The following is a 13,032-nucleotide window of genomic DNA, read 5'->3' as shown; positions in this document are numbered from 1 at the left end:
AAGTACAGGGTTTCTTACATTTCAAATGGTCGGTGCGAAGCATCGACACGTCACTTACCATACCGTTCTGGATAGTGTGAAGTACAATCATCAAGATATCTCCAGAAAATCTCGTTGTCTTTAAAGCGATTTCAAAGATTCCATTGCCAATATCGCGAAGACGGAAGGAGGACTATTTTTTTTATAGAAACTAATAAGATGGAGGTATCACAGCTTTGAACGAAAGGGGGAACATTCGGATAAGGCAAACTTAACGAAAGAGGAAGTGATATGGGAAATTGGACTCACACCGAATACTTGCTGACTTTTTTAAGAAGACGTGGCCGATTTATGTGTTGTCGATTTGCTGTCATTTGGTAGCCAATATGTTTCATGTCAATTTTCCGCGTGTGCTCGGTCATTTTACGGACGATCTACAGGACGGGCTGCTGTCTGCAGGCGGAATCGCATCGTACAGCTGGACGCTGCTCGGTATCGGGGTTGGCTTCGCGGTGATGGGGGGGATCGGCCAATACCTGGTGATGTATACGGGACGGTACTTCGAATTCGTAAACCGTCGTCGGCTGTTCGTTCATTTCACCGGGCTGAGCGAGCGGTTCTATTCCCGGAACGGCGTCGGCAAGCTGCTCAGTTATTTCATGAACGATGTGAAGACCGTAAGGGAATCCATCTCCATGGGAGTTAACCAGTCCGTGAATGCGTCGATTCTGCTGGTGTCCACCATCGTCATGCTGATGATTACGAATGTTCCGTTCTATGTGGTGGCCGCGTCCATCGCTCCCCTTCTGCTAATTCCGGTGATCGTCGTGTGGCTGGGACCGATTATTCGGAGCAGATCGCTTGCGGTGCAAGAGGCGCTTGGCGTCATGACCGAATCAGCGGAGGAGCAGTTTGGCGGCATTCGAGTTACGAAGAAATTCGCGGTGGAAGATATTATGAAACGCAGATTTGGCGCAACGGTTGACAGCATTCTGAACAAGCAGCTAAGCATGGTGCGCGCCTCATCGCTATTCCAGTCCATCATTCCGTTTCTAGGTGCTTCTTCGCTCATCATCGCGCTCCTGTTCGGCGGATACCTGACGGTGATCGGACGTATGACGGTCGGAAACTTTGTTGCACTGACGCTGTACATCCGAATGCTGATGAACCCGCTGCAGCAGATCGGAAACGTCATCAACGCGGTCCAGCGGGCAAGGGCTTCGCTTGACCGGCTGAACGCCCTGCTTGACGAGCAGCCGGATATCAAGGAATTGCCGAATGCCAAGGAGCTGGATCCGGCCCGCACGGGGATCGAAATACGGCATTTGAATTTCGCTTACGATCGACCCGGCCACGGGGAGGATGAAGCCAGGGACGTGCTTCGGAATATCCATTTGAAGGTCCCTCCCGGGACAACGCTGGGCATTATCGGTCGCACCGGCAGCGGAAAGACCACGCTCATGAAGCTGCTGCTTCGCACTTACGATCCGCCGCCGGACACGATCCGCATCGGCGGCGAGGATATCCGGAATCTCACGCTTAAGAGTCTGCGGGAAGGGATCGCCTACGTTCCACAGGACGGGTTCCTGTTCAGCTCGACCATTCGGGAGAACATCGCTTTTTATAATCGGGATACTGTGCTGGCTGATGTCGAGGAAGCGGCAAGGAAGGCGAGGGTGTACGACAATATCGCGGAATTCCCGAACCGGTTCGAAACGCGGCTCGGCGAGCGCGGGATTACGCTGTCCGGAGGGCAGCGTCAACGTACCAGTCTGGCCCGGGGCATTATCAAGGACGCCCCCATCCTTATCCTGGACGACAGCGTCAGCGCCGTCGACGCGGTAACGGAGACGGAAATCATGGAGACGATCCGCCGCATTCGGCATGGAAAGACGACGATCATTATCGCTCACCGGATCAGTGCGCTGAAGCATGCCGATCACATTATCGTTCTGGACCGGGGGGAAATCGTGCAGCAAGGCACGCATGAGTCGCTGCTGCGTCAGGACGGGGTGTATCGGATACTGCACGATATCCAGGAAGAAGGGATGGTGCACCATGGCACAGGCCATTAACAATTGGCAGATGGATCAGAAGGCCGATCCGAACGCACCGGTGCATAAGACGAAGCCGGTCTCGACCATCCGCGCGTTGTCCGGTTACATGAAAGAGCACCGGCTTACCTTTACCGCATTTATCGGCTGTACCTTGATCGCCATTTCCGCCGAGCTGCTGCAGCCTTACTTGATGAAAATCGCGATCGACGATAACCTGTTGGTCGGCAAGAATGATGTCCGTGGATTGATGATCATATGCGCCATCTACTTTCTCTTGTCGCTCATAAGCATGGTCTTCACTTATTTGCAGAACAATCTGCTGCAGAAGGCCGGACAGAGCATCGTTGCAAGTATCCGGAAGCGGCTGTTCGCGCATATATCCAAGCTGTCGATGTCCTACTTCGACAAGGTGCCAAGCGGCAGTCTCATCACGCATGTATCCAGCGATACGGAGTCGGTCAGCCAGTTCTTCAACCAGGTGCTGCTAAGTGTCTTCCGCGACGGATTCACCTTGATCTTCATTTTGGTGATGATGTTCCAGCTGGACGTGACGCTTACCCTGTACTGCCTCATTCTGCTGCCGATCATTGCAGGAATCGCGATCGCCTTCCGTCGTTATATGCGGCATACGTATCAAATGGCAAGAACGCGGCTGTCCCGGCTTGTCGCGTTCACAGCGGAGAACTTATCCGGCATGAATCTCGTCCAGGCATTCCATCAGGAGGAGGAGCAGGAGCGGCAGTTCAAAGAACGCAACGATTCCTATTTCAAGGCGAATCTTCGGGAAATCCGGACCAACGTGCTGTTCAACCGGACGTATGAAATTTTAAACAATCTGGCGATAGCGGTCGTGACCTGGCTCGGCGGGCGCGCAGTGCTGGGCCTGACGCTCGAATTCGGCGTCCTGTATGCCTTCATTACGTACATCCGGATGTTCTTCCAGCCCATCAATACGATCACTCAGCAGTGGAATACGCTGCAATCGGCGAGCGTGGCGATCAACCGGATCTGGGGGTTGCTTGCGGTTCAGCCGGAAGTGACCGATCCGAAGACGCCGGTCCAGATAGATCAAGCGAAGGTTCAGGGGCGGATCGATTTCAATCGGATTACGTTCGGTTATGGGGACGGAGCGCCGGTCATTCGGGATCTGGACCTTCACGTGAAGCCCGGCGAGATGATCGGCATCGTCGGCACGACGGGAGCGGGCAAAAGCTCGCTGATCAGCCTGCTGTGCCGCTTCTATGATGTACAGGAAGGAAGCGTCAAAATCGACGGCATCGATATTCGGGAGATGGCGCAATCCGACCTGCACCGGATCGTCGGGCTGGTCCAGCAAGAGCCCTATCTCTACTCCGGGACGGTGCTGGATAATGTGCGGCTGTTCGATGACAGCATCTCCAAGGAGCGGGTGATCGAGGCATGCCGATTTATCGGTGCAGACCCGATCATTCAGGGGATGAGCAAAGGATATGACACCCGGCTGTCGGAGCGGGGCAGCGGCCTTTCCGCAGGCGAGCGGCAGCTGATCTCCTTCGCCCGAATTATCGTATTCCAGCCGAAAATTCTGATCCTGGACGAAGCAACTGCAAATCTCGACTCGCATACGGAGCAGCTGATCCAGAATGCGCTGCTTCTCGTCGCCCAGGGGCGGACCACGCTCGTAATCGCCCACCGTCTGTCGACGATCATGGGGGCGGATCGGATTCTGGTCATGAGTAAAGGCCAGATCGTGGAGCAGGGCACGCATCAGGAGCTGCTCGATTCACACGGGTATTACGAGGAGTTGTATCTTCACTCCCAAGGGCAGAAGCAGAAGCGGGAACGTGCTGGGGCCGGGCTATACCGGTCACAGTAACGAAAGTGAATCTTTAAGGATAGAGGACGGGGCCGGGAAGGAGGGCTTCGTCCTCTTTTTAGTCATATGATAAAGCTATGGATCATCAATGTTTTTAATATTTTTCATAAGCTTCTTTCTCATGATAGCATACCCATAGAAACGGCAGATGGGGAGGGATCCAGTGAGACTTGTAATCGCCATGGTTTTGGTGGTTGTTCTGTCAGCTTGTCAATCCGAACCGAAGAAGGGAGAGGCGGAGGATATGAATATGAATCAGAGTCTCATCGAACACGCGGAGCAGGGGAACACCGAGCGTGTGAAGGAGCTGCTGCAAGCCGGAGCAGCGATCAATGCAACCGACGAGGCCGGCAGAACAGCGGTGATGGCTGCTGCCTACAACAATCATATTGAGACCGTGCAGCTGCTGATCGAAGAGGGGGCGGATATCGATATCCGGGACCGCAATCTTAATAATGTATTTCTCTATGCCGGTGCTGAAGGGCAGCTTGAGATCTTGCAATTGGCGATTGCGGCTGGCGCAGATCCGACGCTCACCAACCGATTTGGCGGAACGGCTCTGATCCCGGCTTCGGAACGGGGGCATGTCGAAATTGTGCGCGAGCTTCTGACCCGGACGGACGTCGATGTCAACCATGTCAACAACCTGGATTGGACAGCCCTGCTTGAGGCTATCATTCTTGGAGACGGCGGAGAGAGGCATCAGGAGATCGTCAAATTGCTGATTGAACATGGGGCCGACATTCATCTTGCCGACGGTAACGGGGTAAGCCCGCTGCGGCACGCGCAGGAGCGCGGGTTTAAAGAGATCGAACGCATATTGCTTGAGGCCGCCGGGTCTTGATGAACGCGGCATACATCGGTGAAGCAGAAGAGAGGGGATTAACGGATGACAGAACAACGACAGGGCGCTGCCTGCTGGCTCTTGAACGTTCGGCTGGAGACAGGCTATCGATATGAGGGTGATGTGGTGACGGGCACGGAAACCGAGATTTTTCATGTGAAAATAGAGAACGGCGTGTTCGCCGATATCCGCCCGGGGCAGGATCTGCCCGATACGACGCTGCCGGTGCGGGATCTCGGCCAAGGGCTGATGCTTCCGGCCTTTCGGGACATGCATATCCATCTGGACAAAACGTATTACGGAGGCCCTTGGAAGGCGCCGTCCATCCCGACGAAAGGCATTGTCAGCCGGCTGGAGGAAGAGGAACGTCTTCTTCCCGAGCTTCTTCCTGTGGCCAGAGAAAGAGCTGAGGGACTCTTGGAGCTGTTGATTCGCTTCGGGTCCACACAGATCCGCTCCCACTGCAATGTGGATCCGGTCATCGGCTTACGCAATCTGGAAGCAACGATGCAAGCGGTGGAGCATTACAAGGATAGGGCGTCCGTCGAGATCGTTGCATTTCCGCAGCATGGCTTGCTGCGGAGCCAATCCACGGCCCTTGTAAGGGAAGCGCTACGGAGCGGCGCATCGATTGTGGGCGGGGTCGACCCGGCGACGCTGGACGAGAATATGGAAAAATCCCTCGAAACCGTGATGGAGCTGGCGGCCTACGCGAATGCCGATATCGATCTTCATCTCCACGAGCCGGGCGATGTCGGGATGAAGACGTTCCGGCATCTGGCCGATCTGACGGAACAGGCCGGATGGCAGGGAAGGGTTACGCTCAGCCATGCGCTGGCTCTGGCTGATGTCTCATCGGCTGAGGCGGCCGAGATGGCATCACGACTTTCAGAGCTGGGGATTTCCATAGCCTCGTCCGTATCCTTGGGCCGTACGATTCCGATCCCGCTGCTTAAACGCCACGGGGTCAGCGTATCGCTGGGTCAGGACAGCATTATGGATCACTGGTCGCCGTTCGGAACGGGCGACAATCTGGCGAAGGCGGGCACGCTGGCCGAACGCTTCGGACTGAGCGATGAGCGTTCGCTGGGACAGACCCTCGGCTTCATTACAGGAGGAATCACGCCGCTGGACGGAAATGGACAATGGGCGTGGCCAAAGGTTGGCGATGCGGCAAATGCCGTGATCGTAGAAGCCAGCTGCTCTGCTGAAGCCGTTGCGAGAAGGCCGGAGCGTAAAGCTGTGCTTCATCGGGGCAAGTGGGTTTACGAAGCTTGACCCAAGCATTGGGGAGACATGGAGATTTTATCTTGGGTGTGGTGGGTGGTAGACATGCCCGTATCAACATCAGCTTCCTGCAATGGAGTAAAAGTTCGAGCTACCGCCGGTCCGCTTAACTAATAAAGAGGGTGTCCCAAAAGTCATCATAACTGAGGGACGACCCTCTTTTCATTTCGTCAAACAAACGGAATCGATAGCGGCACATCCAACATCGATTCCGGCCGGATGTTAAAGAATATGCTTGGTCAGCTGATATAACTTCAGCGCGTCCTTCTTGCTAAGTGTAGGAAGATTGAGATCAACCGCCCTCGTCCGGTCCCAAGCGATTAGAGACTGCGGCGGCGGGTTGTCCATTAGCTTAATGATCGGTTGAATACTCTTCTCCACCGGCTGTCCGAAGAGTTTTCCCATTACGCGCTGTATTCCCTTGAAAGGCTGGGCCAAATGATTCGTGCCACTATGAGTATATCCGGGATGGTTAAGGATGAAACGCGTCTTCCCTGTCTTGTGGTTCTCGGCATACGCAACCCCGAGCAGATCATTTGCCCGTCCTCCCTGCAGAGTCGCCTTCAGCAGACTATACCCCTGTTGAAGGGTAAGATCATCGTAATGTACGACTCCCTTCGTCATTCCGGTGCCTCCGATGCTTACAATGACCGGGTTGGACCCCCTCTCTAACAATTCCGTCAAACCATAACTCAGAATAAATCTGCTGACATAATAGAGCGCAAATGTGCTTTCAATACCATCCGGGGTCAACTTCCGTTTAGGAAATAGCTGCATCGCAGTAAGTACCAGCCCGTCAAGCGACGCGTGGCGTTGTTGAACCTCTTTAATGATCCGGCGATTCTCAGACAATGATAAGAGATCAGCTTGAATAAAGGATGCCCGGTCCGCGGCGCCGAGACGTGCAGCCTCATCCAGAAATTCCTTGCCCCGAAGACGGTTGCTGCCGGTCACAGTCACCCTGGTGCCCTGGCGTAAATAGTGGATGGCCAGCCCTTTGCCCATTCCGGAAGTGCCTCCTGCTATAAATAAGTCCTTCATCCTTAACACTCTCCCATAAATTAAGCTATATACGTTGACTAGGCAACAGTTGTCAATTAACATATTAGAAGCAATATCCAATTCTAATCAATAAGCAAAAAAGTCGATCTGTTGTTGTGTAGTCAACAATCGATCGAAATCGTATTTTTCCCGGCAGGTGATCGCGGGACAAGGAGGTGATGTGGGATGGGTTTAGTGAACCCGAATGACCCTCGCGCGAAGCGAACGAGGAAATATATTCAGAAAGCATTTACAGATTTGCTCGCAGAAATGGACTTCGAAGACCTCTCGATTCAAGATATTATGGATCGGGCTGAACTGAACCGAGCAACCTTTTATAACCATTATCAAGATAAATATGAATTGCTTGAGTTGACCATGAGCGGCGCATTTACAGAGATTCTATCTAAATGGATTCCTCCTGGTACGCGAATGCAGGGTGCAGAGCTGTTGCGTAATCTAATGCTGGCGGTCTGTGAATGGCAGATTGAAATGACGAAGCAGCTGAATGCACGGCGGACCCTGTCGCAGGCGTTGGAGGACAATGCCAAGCAACAACTGTATAATGGCATCATCTCATGCATGGAGCATGTCAAAGACCTCTCGGCGGAAGAACGCCGGAGAATGGAATGGGTCGCAACGATGATCAGCTGGTCGATCTATGGGGTGGTTGTGAAGTGGTGTCAATGTCAGGAAGAGCCAGCGGAACAATTCATCGAGCAAGTACTACCCTTCCTCATGTCGAACTTGCGTACGCTTGATCTGCATGATTCAGAAGAGGAGTTTTAAGGGCAATTGAATTCTATGCAACTCCTTAGTCTTCGCAGTCACCTAATGATACGGTTCTCCGTGATGAATCTTCAACTAAACAGCCAGTAGCTTTATGATATGCATCGTCAGTCTAATACTTTTATAGCTGAGGGTGTCCCAAAGTCTACTTTTGGGACACCCTCTTTTATTTTTATATGCTGCTTTCGCTGTAGTTGCAGAAAATATTTTGGAACTATAGCCGTACGATTTGAAATTCTTGCTATGACATTGGTGTTATTGTTTACACTTGGCGTAAATACATGAGGAAGGGTGATTGTTTATGGTATTTACTCAGGTGACGGTAATGGGGCTTGGCCCCATGGGAAGATCGCTGGCAGGAGCTTTGCTTAAAAAAGGTCATTCGGTGACATTATGGAACCGCTCTCCGGGGAAATCGGATGAATTAATTAGCTTAGGCGGAGTATTGGCTCCTACCGTAGCTGAGGCCGCTTCAGCAAGTTCGTTAATCGTGATCTGTGTGTTGAATTATGATGCGGTTCGATCCATTGTGGAGCAATCCGGTGATACGCTTCGGGGAAAAACGTTAGTGAATCTCACCGGCGGCACTCCATCGGCAGCAAGGGAGATGGCAAAATGGGCATCTCAGGCGGGCATCGACTATTTGGACGGATCGATTATCGTTCCGGCAATCGGGGAGCCTTCTGGCGTCATATTGTACAGCGGGTCGGAAAGTGCGTATAAGTCTTATCACAGCACATTGATGAATCTGGTAGGAACGTCCACGTTTCTTAGTACCGATCCAGGACGCGCATCCGCGTTTGACATCGCGCTGCTTGACATTTTCTGGACTGCCATGAGCGGTTATATTCATGCCTTGGCACTTGCTGATGCCGAGCAGATTCCGGTAACAAGCCTCGTACCTTATGCTCGTGATATTGTTGGAATGATCCCTGACATTATGTCCGAATTTGCCAATCAATTTGATAGCGGCCACTACCCTGGACAAGAATCGAATCTTCATTCCACCGCAGCAGTCATGCAGAATATTATCACCGCTTCCAGGGAGAGCGGAATCGATGTTAGCATCATGAGTGAGGTCAAAGTTTTAGTGGATAAGGCAGTTGAACTTGGTTATCGTGCACAGGACTTCTCCCGGTTGGCAGAGATCATCCGGCAAGGAAGCAGAGTCAAAGGGGCGTAACTGAATGTGAGTCCTGCTTAAGACTTTCCTTCATAGATTGGATTTGTCCATTCAATTCCGTGCGGATCCCGGTCAGCTTCTTGATCGTATCATCGATTTCCTGCAGATACGACTCATACTCGAGCAGCATGTTCTCGCAATGCCGAGTGGCATCGATAAGCGTCTGGGAGTCGGTACAATTCAAAGTGCGTTCGATTTGTTCGGTTGTCAGTCCCAGGCTCAAGTAAGCCTTGATTTGTTTAATCCGATCAATGGCGGTTTCATCGTACACTCGATACCCGTTTTGTAATCGGAAGACCGTAATCAGGTTCTTCTGTTCGTAGTACCGAATGGAGCGAATGCTGGCTCCCGTTCGTTTGGACAACTCGCTAATTTTCATTGAGCAGCGCCCCTTTGCGTTAAAGGTTGAAAAAAAGATTAAAGATCTATACCTCCATATGAGCATATCGCGGAGTTTCGTTGCAGCCAGTGATAGATACCGGTTCTTTCAATATCAGGTAATAGGATATCCATAAAGATACATTATTCTTTATGAGGGATCAATCTTAAGCCGCCTTCATGCCCAGCTCATGGCCGGGTGATGAAGGCGGCTTGTTCGGTTCTTTTATTTTGGATGAACAGGGAGCTTTATTTTCACCGCGGTGCCGTAGCCTTCCTCGCTTTGGATCAGCACCCCATATGGAGGGCCGAACAATAGCTGGATGCGGCCGTGAACGTTGCTGATGCCGATACCGGATAAATGATGACGCCTCTTCTCGTTAACCTGATCCTCCGAATTTTTCATCCCCACGCCATCATCCATAATCTCTATGATCAGATTTTCCTCAAACCGATGAATGAAAATATGAATGTTACCGCTGACATTTCCAGGGTAGGCGTGAAAGAATGCGTTCTCCACAAAGGGCTGGATGATCAGCTTGGGAACAAGCAGCTGTCTGCAGTCCTCCGCGATTTCATAATGCACGCCGATCTGTTCGCCATATCTGATCCGGTTAATGAACACATAATGCTTCAGGGACTCGATCTCCGTTTCCACAGTTACCATATCTTCCGTCGAGCCCAGCGTGCTCTGGAGCAAGGAGATCAGACTGTCGATCGTTTGGTCCACCTGATCCGTGTGGTGCATTTTCGATAAATACTTGATAGAGCTTAATGTGTTGTAGAGAAAGTGCGGATTGATCTGCATCTGCAAAGCGTTTAAATCCGCTTTTCGGCGCTCCTGTTCCTCATGGACGAGCCTGTCCGTATACTGATCAATTTCTTTAATCAGCCGGTTGTAGGTTTTTGCCAATATATTGGTTTCGTAGCTGCCGTTCTCCTCCAAAGGATGGAATATCAGATTATCCCCCTTCGAGGTTTTCATCGTCTTGACCAGCTTGTTCAACGGATGGGTGATCCGCCGGCTCAGGAAGTAGACAAAAACCAAGCTAACGACCAGCACAACGCTTACCACCTTGAAGATTTCGGCAGACAGGCTGTAAAGAGGGGCAAAAGCAGCTCGTTGGTTGATCTCCTCCAGCAAATAGGCATCGAACTCAGGCAGGTAGTAGGAAATATAGGTCTCCTTGTCCTCAGACTCCGTCCACACGCCGTCCTGCCGGTCCGCTGCATGGGTTGCCAGGGACAGCCGTTCAGTGTCCCGCTTGCTGATCGAATCCTTGTCACTGCTGGACAGGATCGTACCTTCGGATGATATAAGCGAAATATGAATGCCTTTGGCGATATAGGCACTATATTTTTGTTTGATGTTTTGTTCATCCATCACGACGGCCGCATACCCGTACATCCAACCCGTACTGCTGTCCACCAATGGCTTTGTCGCAAAAATATAGTTGTCATAAGGAACGGTTTCCGCAAATAAATCCGGGCTGCTGTGGTAGCTGATCCGATTGGGGATGTTCCCGTCAATGGTCATATACGTAGAGACGATATCCTGCGGAATCTTGTCCCATTTGAGCGCGTTGCTGGAATAATGTCTCCCGCCTTCGCCGGGAAGGCCGGATACAATAATATGCGACTTTTCAGGACTCAAATATTCCTTGTACACATCGATGTACCTGCCCAGGGTGATGGCCAGATTGATTTGCTCCAATGTTGTATTGGCAGGCTTGGTAATATAATCCTTGAATTCGTGGCTGCTGTTGATTTGAAGCATGGCATTAACCACCTGGTCGTTATACCTGAGCAATTCATCCTTTGCGATATTCATGTTGGCCGAAGCGTTCCGGACGACCTGGTTGAGCAGAAGGCGTTCTGCAATATTGGACGACGCGACGATGAGCACAAAGGAAATAATCGTGATCCCCGACAGCATCAGAATGAGCATCTTAATGAAGATGCTGTTTTTTCGAAGCATGGCAAGCACCTGACTTTTTCTTTAATGAGAGATTTGATGGCGGTATTCGACGGGGGTCATTCCCGTCATCTTCTTGAACACTTTGGAGAAATAGTTATGATCCGAGAAGCCGGTCAGGCGGCTGATCTCCGACACGGAAAGCGATGGATCCAGCAGAAGGTCCTTGGCCTTATCCGTGCGAACCCGATTAATATAGGACGTAAGGTTCTCTTGGGTGCGCTGTTTAAAATACGACGACAAATAGGTGTAGTTCAAATGCAGCGCGTTTGCCATTTCCGATAATGAAATTTCATTGGCATAATGTTCATTTACGTATTCATAGATCTGGTGCAGTATGATCGATTGCCGATAATCCTTGCCTTGAACGACATGTCTAACCTTCTCCAGAAATTGAACCATGATATGTTCCAGCTCCTCGATATCAAAGGCAAGATCAATCATTTTGAAGAGCTTCAGCTTGGAGGAGCCAAGCTCGGCGATCGGCTGTTTGAGCTGCTCCAGTGTAAAAAGGGTAGAGTAAACCAGATTCTGGCATAGCCGCTTCAAGCTGTATTCGTCATACGAGAGATGAGCCTTCGTCTCAGAGAAAAGCGCTCTTATCATCGCGATCGATTCGTCCGTCGAAAACGTGCGCAGCGTGCTGATATATTGCCGTTCATCGAAGCTGGTTTTCTCGCCGCTAATCGTAATCTCGTCTTCAGCCACCATGGCTTGCCCGCTAAAATACAACAGCCTTCCGAGATGTGACGATAATCTCTCGTGCTCCCCTTTAAGGGAGCGGAAATGATCAAATGGATGCGAGAGGACATAGCATATATATTTCAACGAATCCTTGACACGCTCCGCGAATCGCCGCAAGGCGGCGATGACTTCTACGGATTGCGAAGAATCATAATTAACGAGCAGAAGCGATTCATTTTTCAGGAACGCGCAGCAATGTGCCAGACCCGCTAACTGCTCAGAGGCCAGGCCAATGATCCGATCCTCGATTTGGCTCTGCGTCCATTTCGTCCGGGATAAGAGCGGGGCTGTGCTTGCTTTGGCTATGATGAAATGCTTTCGATTGAAAATGTGAAGAAGCTCCAGGCTGATATCGTCCCTGACTTCCTGATCCGTTTCGTGATCCAGCCATCGGCCCAGCATAAGCGCGGGATCTTTTTTCGCCGGCTGGCTGCCAGGGCTGTTCAAATTCATGCTGCTGCATAAGGACTGAATGAGCGAGACGAGTTCGGTTGCCGATACTTTGGGTTTGAGCAAGTAGTCCGTAACCCCGTATTTAAACACTTCGCGCACATAATTGTACTCGCTATAGCTGCTTAACACGACGATCTTGATGTCGGGATACCGTGCACGCATCGTCTTGGTCAGCTCCACGCCGTCCATCACGGGCATGACAATATCGGTAATTACGACATGGGGGTCGGCCGCTTCGATCAGCTGAAGCGCTTCTTGACCATTCGCAGCTTGGGCGACGATCTCGATTCCATATTCGCTCCAATTACATAGATGTAATATGCCGGCACGTAAAATGGCTTCATCATCCACAATCATGACCCGATAGGTTGCGATAGGGTTATCCATGATTACACCTCGTTGCAATTTCTTATTTCCTCATCATATACCAATGTGAAAGATAAAGGT

The 13,032-nt window shown here is 51.3% G+C and carries 10 protein-coding genes; 6 read left to right on the top strand and 4 right to left on the bottom strand.

Annotation, left to right across the window (positions count from 1 at the left end):
* Positions 1-278: 278 nt before the first annotated feature.
* The 4 genes from NST08_RS21635 to NST08_RS21620 all read left to right on the top strand — a co-directional run bounded on the left by NST08_RS21635 (position 279) and on the right by NST08_RS21620 (position 6,013).
* Positions 279-2,054, top strand: coding sequence for an ABC transporter ATP-binding protein (locus NST08_RS21635; RefSeq protein WP_007127548.1), 1,776 nt, complete (start codon positions 279-281; stop codon positions 2,052-2,054).
* Positions 2,038-3,891, top strand: a complete 1,854-nt coding sequence (locus NST08_RS21630; protein WP_007127549.1) for an ABC transporter ATP-binding protein — start codon at positions 2,038-2,040, stop codon at positions 3,889-3,891. Before NST08_RS21635 ends, NST08_RS21630 begins: the two co-directional genes overlap by 17 nt.
* 163 nt (positions 3,892-4,054) lie before the next feature.
* Entirely contained in the window at positions 4,055-4,735 is a 681-nt protein-coding gene (locus tag NST08_RS21625) for an ankyrin repeat domain-containing protein (RefSeq protein ID WP_007127550.1), read from the top strand.
* Positions 4,736-4,780: 45 nt separating this feature from the next.
* Complete coding sequence (locus tag NST08_RS21620) at positions 4,781-6,013, top strand: amidohydrolase (protein WP_341342291.1); 1,233 nt, start codon at positions 4,781-4,783, stop codon at positions 6,011-6,013.
* Between the two features lie 231 nt (positions 6,014-6,244).
* On the opposite strand, the gene NST08_RS21615 is transcribed toward NST08_RS21620, so the two are convergent.
* Positions 6,245-7,063, bottom strand: coding sequence for an SDR family NAD(P)-dependent oxidoreductase (locus NST08_RS21615; protein ID WP_210095011.1), 819 nt, complete (start codon positions 7,061-7,063; stop codon positions 6,245-6,247).
* A gap of 186 nt (positions 7,064-7,249) precedes the next feature.
* On the opposite strand from NST08_RS21615, the gene NST08_RS21610 reads away from it, so the two are divergent.
* Entirely contained in the window at positions 7,250-7,852 is a 603-nt protein-coding gene (locus tag NST08_RS21610) for a TetR family transcriptional regulator (protein WP_210095012.1), read from the top strand.
* A gap of 301 nt (positions 7,853-8,153) precedes the next feature.
* On the top strand, positions 8,154-9,035 hold the full coding sequence (locus tag NST08_RS21605) for an NAD(P)-dependent oxidoreductase (RefSeq protein ID WP_213613515.1): 882 nt from the start codon (positions 8,154-8,156) through the stop codon (positions 9,033-9,035).
* Here NST08_RS21605 and NST08_RS21600 read toward each other — a convergent pair.
* The 3 genes from NST08_RS21600 to NST08_RS21590 form a co-directional block, all read right to left on the bottom strand.
* Positions 9,022-9,414, bottom strand: a complete 393-nt coding sequence (locus NST08_RS21600; RefSeq protein ID WP_007127558.1) for a MerR family transcriptional regulator — start codon at positions 9,412-9,414, stop codon at positions 9,022-9,024. The two genes, NST08_RS21605 and NST08_RS21600, sit on opposite strands and share 14 nt — an antisense overlap.
* A gap of 225 nt (positions 9,415-9,639) precedes the next feature.
* Positions 9,640-11,391 (bottom strand): sensor histidine kinase, encoded by a 1,752-nt coding sequence (locus NST08_RS21595; protein ID WP_341342290.1) that lies wholly within the window; start codon positions 11,389-11,391, stop codon positions 9,640-9,642.
* A 21-nt stretch (positions 11,392-11,412) separates the two neighbouring features.
* The gene (locus NST08_RS21590) at positions 11,413-12,972 is read right to left on the bottom strand and encodes a response regulator transcription factor (RefSeq protein ID WP_213613509.1); all 1,560 of its coding nucleotides are present in this window, start codon (positions 12,970-12,972) and stop codon (positions 11,413-11,415) included.
* Between the last annotated feature and the right edge of the window lie 60 nt (positions 12,973-13,032).

This window comes from Paenibacillus sp. FSL K6-1566, from assembly GCF_038050475.1.
Classification (GTDB): Bacteria; Bacillota; Bacilli; order Paenibacillales; family Paenibacillaceae; genus Paenibacillus_AQ; species Paenibacillus_AQ lactis.
The sequence above is the reverse complement of the archived record's forward strand: the minus strand, read 5'-3'. Positions and strand labels throughout refer to the sequence as shown.